Below are 3,745 nucleotides of genomic sequence, written 5' to 3'. Positions count from 1 at the left end.
CCCGTTTAACGGTAGATACCGGAGCGGGTAGTAACCCAGCAGCTACCGGGTATGCACCCGCACCTGCTGCTACCAGCTCAGCCGCACCGGTCACTGCCGCAGCACAACCGGCGCCAGTAACTACTACACCGGTTTCAACGCCGGTATCGGCACCACCAGTAACCATGCCTGTACAAGCTACACCTGTAACCACACCTGTACAAACCACGCCGGCAACGGCTCCCGTACAGGCACCGGCAGCGAATACACCTGTACAAACAGCCACCATGGATACCGGTAGCAGCAACACCGCTACCACCGCGGCAACACCGGCCAGCAAGCTGACCGGACTGGCAGCGATGAAAGAGGCCATGGCAGCGAAACAGCAAAGTACTACCCAGGTACAGTCTATACCACTCACCATGGGGGCCATTCATGTGTACTGGGATGAATTTATTGATCTGTACCGGCAAGCCAACAAAATGACAGTGGTGAGTAACTTACAGCTGGCGCAGTTGAAGTTGCTGGGGGTAACGGAAGTAGGGATTGTAAGCCGGAACATTGTACAATTCCGGTTTATGGAAGAAGAGAAACTGGTAATTGCCGATTTTCTGAAAAAGAAATTTAACAATCCTACCATTGTTCTCACCCTGCAGCTGGATGAAAGTCAGCAAACACAGGATATTGGCCCTGCTCCTTTGTCCAGCAGGGAACAATTTCAGCAGATGTCTGAAAAATATCCGATGGTAAAAGAGTTGAAAGACAGACTTAATATGGAGCTTGATTTCTAATCTGGCTACTGTAATTAAATATTAACGATAGATAGACATTTTTAAACAGTTTACAATTCCTTCTTTGCGTTTTTGCGCAAAAACATGTAGGTTTGAACAAAATTTTGAATAAAACACTATGGCAGAAGTTATCAGAATGCCCCTTTTGAGTGATACGATGACGGAAGGGGTGATTGCGGAATGGCATAAAAAGGTGGGCGATACAGTAAAGGCAGACGATGTTATTGCTGAAGTGGAAACGGATAAAGCAACCATGGAAGTGATGGGTTACGTAGAAGGAACCCTCCTGTATATTGGTGTGGAGAAAGGCAAAGCAGCTAAGGTAAACGGAATTATTGCCATTGTAGGTAAACCGGGAGAAGATTATACTTCTCTGCTGGAAGATAAAAAAGAGGCTACTCCTGCTCCTGCAGCCGCTGCCGCAGCTCCTGCACCACAGGCCGCTCCTGCTGCTACCGCTGCACCGGCTGATGATGCTGCATTAAAAGAAGCACTGAAAAATGCTACTGTTATCCGTATGCCGCTGTTGAGCGATACCATGACAGAAGGTAAAATAGTTGCCTGGAATAAGAAAGTAGGCGACGTAGTGAAAAATGACGATGTACTGGCTGAAGTGGAAACGGATAAAGCGACCATGGAAGTAATGGGTTATGCCGACGGTACTTTATTATATATAGGTGTTAAAGAAGGCGAAGCTGCCAAAGTAAATGGTATCATTGCCATAGTTGGTAAAGCTGGTACCAGTGTAGATGCTATACTGGCTGCTGAAAACGGCGCTCCTGCTCCTGCAGCCACCGCCGCACCAGCTGCTCCTGCTACCGCTGCAGTGGCATCCGGTAACGCCGATGGCCGTGTTAAAGCTTCTCCACTGGCTAAGAAAGTGGCAGAAGAAAAAGGCATCGACATCAGCCAGATTCCTGGTTCCGGTGACGGTGGCCGTATCATCAAAAAAGACGTAGATAGCTTCGTTCCTGCCGCTAAAGCAGCGACTCCGGCTCAAAGCACCGGCACTGCAGCTCCAGCTGCTCCTGCCTTTGTTCCAGCTGGCCAGGAAGGCTTCACAGATATTCCGCTGACCAAAATGCGCCAGGTTATTGCCAGACGCCTTAGCGAAAGCAAGTTTAGTGCTCCTCACTTCTACCTGAAAATAGATGTGAATATGGATAAAGCCATAGAAGCACGTAAATCTATCAACGAAATTTCTCCGGTTAAGATTTCCTACAACGACATGGTGATCAAAGCTTCTGCGATGGCACTGCGTCTGCATCCTGCTGTAAACAGCAGCTGGATGGGCGACTTTATCCGTCAGAACCAGCATGTACACATTGGTTCTGCGGTAGCGATTGAAGCTGGGTTGATTGTACCGGTGATCCGCTTTGCTGATCAGAAAACACTGAGCCAGATTGCCAGTGATGCAAAAGGCCTATACGACAAAGCCAAAAACAATAAACTGCAACCACAGGAATTCAGCGGTAACACCTTCAGCATCTCCAACCTGGGTATGCTCGGTATCGACGAATTCACTGCTATTATCAACCCGCCGGATTCCGCTATCCTGGCAGTAGGTAATATCACTGAAACTGCAGTAGTGGAAAAAGGCCAGGTAAAAATAGCCAACATCATGAAACTGACCCTGAGCTGCGACCACAGAAGTGTGGATGGAGCGGTAGGCGCCCGTTTCCTGGCTACCCTGAAAGGGTTCCTGGAAAATCCGGTAACTATGCTGGTATAAACTGACTATAATAGCTATACTAAAGGCGGAGTGATACACTCCGCCTTTTTTTGTGCCCCTGCCCGTCATTCGGCAGTAAAATGTTTCATTAGCTTTTGAAAGTTCAAAAACTTGATATACATTTGACCCTGTAAATTGTCAAACGCTATAAAATACAACCTACATGAACTTAGTGGAAGCAAAAGCACAGTTTATCCAAACCTGGGGATCTTTAGGTGCTCAGTGGGGTATTAACCGTACGATGGCTCAGATTCACGCCTTACTGCTGGTAATGCCGGATCCGTTGTGTGCAGATGATATCATGGAGCAACTGAATATTTCCCGCGGTAATACCAATATGAATGTACGGGAACTCATCAACTGGGGCCTGGTGGAGCGTATCCTCATTCCCGGTGAAAGAAAGGAATTTTTTGTAGCAGAAAAAGATATCTGGAAAGTAGCTACCTATATCGCACGCGAAAGAAAGAAACGTGAGCTGGATCCTATCATGAAAGTGCTGTTACAGCTGCAGCAGGCAGAAGGCGATCCTAAAGACAAGGAAATGAAAGCTTTCAAAGATTCCATCTCTAACATTACCAAGTTTGCTCAGCAGACCGATAAAACCATCGGCGCATTTATTAAATCAGAAGAAAACTGGTTCTATAGCAGCTTGCTGAAACTCATCAAATAATTTTTTTTGTTTTTATATTTCATTTTTTTCTGAAAATTCCGAACTAACAAAAATAAAAATGAAACAGTTTATTATTGCAGATGGATGTATACAGGTGATGCTTGCCATAGCCTGTATTATTTATATCCCATTGGACGGACAAGCAGTTTTCCCTTCCTTTCATCTTATTTGTGCCTTATTAGCCTGGCAATTATGTAGTAGCCTGATACACCTGGCCGAAAGAAAAAGTCTGCCGCAGAATAAGTATCTATATGCCTTACAACTCACGCTATTGGGCTATTGCATCTGCATTGGACTGGCGTTAATCACCAGCAGCTATTTAACGTTATCTGATTGGTTAATTTCCATCTTTTACTACCTTTTCTTTTGCGGCATCGTTACTTTACTACCTGCGCTCATGATCAGCATTACTTTTCTTACAGTCAGAAGAATGTTTATCCCGTTTCAGCAGACGGCTTAGTGCCGCTTTTTTTTGCACTTATATTTCTGTTTTTACTGAAAATTCTGAAACATGAGAAGGAAAGAAAAAATTTTATTGTTTGTTGATATCGTTATTCAGATGTTGCTCCTGCT

At 45.4% G+C, this 3,745-nt stretch carries 3 protein-coding genes and 1 pseudogene; all 4 read left to right on the top strand.

All coding sequences use genetic code 11. The annotated features are described in order from the left end of the window. Positions 1-770, top strand: a pseudogene (locus VIP81_RS07785) (DNA polymerase III subunit gamma/tau); the annotation flags it as partial. A gap of 118 nt (positions 771-888) precedes the next feature. Further along, positions 889-2,502, top strand: a complete 1,614-nt coding sequence (locus tag VIP81_RS07780; protein WP_331958102.1) for a pyruvate dehydrogenase complex dihydrolipoamide acetyltransferase — start codon at positions 889-891, stop codon at positions 2,500-2,502. Positions 2,503-2,665: 163 nt separating this feature from the next. Then, positions 2,666-3,172 (top strand): GbsR/MarR family transcriptional regulator, encoded by a 507-nt coding sequence (locus VIP81_RS07775; RefSeq protein WP_133806502.1) that lies wholly within the window; start codon positions 2,666-2,668, stop codon positions 3,170-3,172. Positions 3,173-3,230: 58 nt separating this feature from the next. Then, entirely contained in the window at positions 3,231-3,632 is a 402-nt protein-coding gene (locus VIP81_RS07770) for a hypothetical protein (RefSeq protein ID WP_331958099.1), read from the top strand. Positions 3,633-3,745: the final 113 nt, after the last annotated feature.

It is taken from the genome of Chitinophaga sp., from assembly GCF_036566945.1.
Classification (GTDB): Bacteria; Bacteroidota; Bacteroidia; order Chitinophagales; family Chitinophagaceae; genus Chitinophaga.
This window is presented reverse-complemented; position numbering and strand designations above follow the sequence as displayed.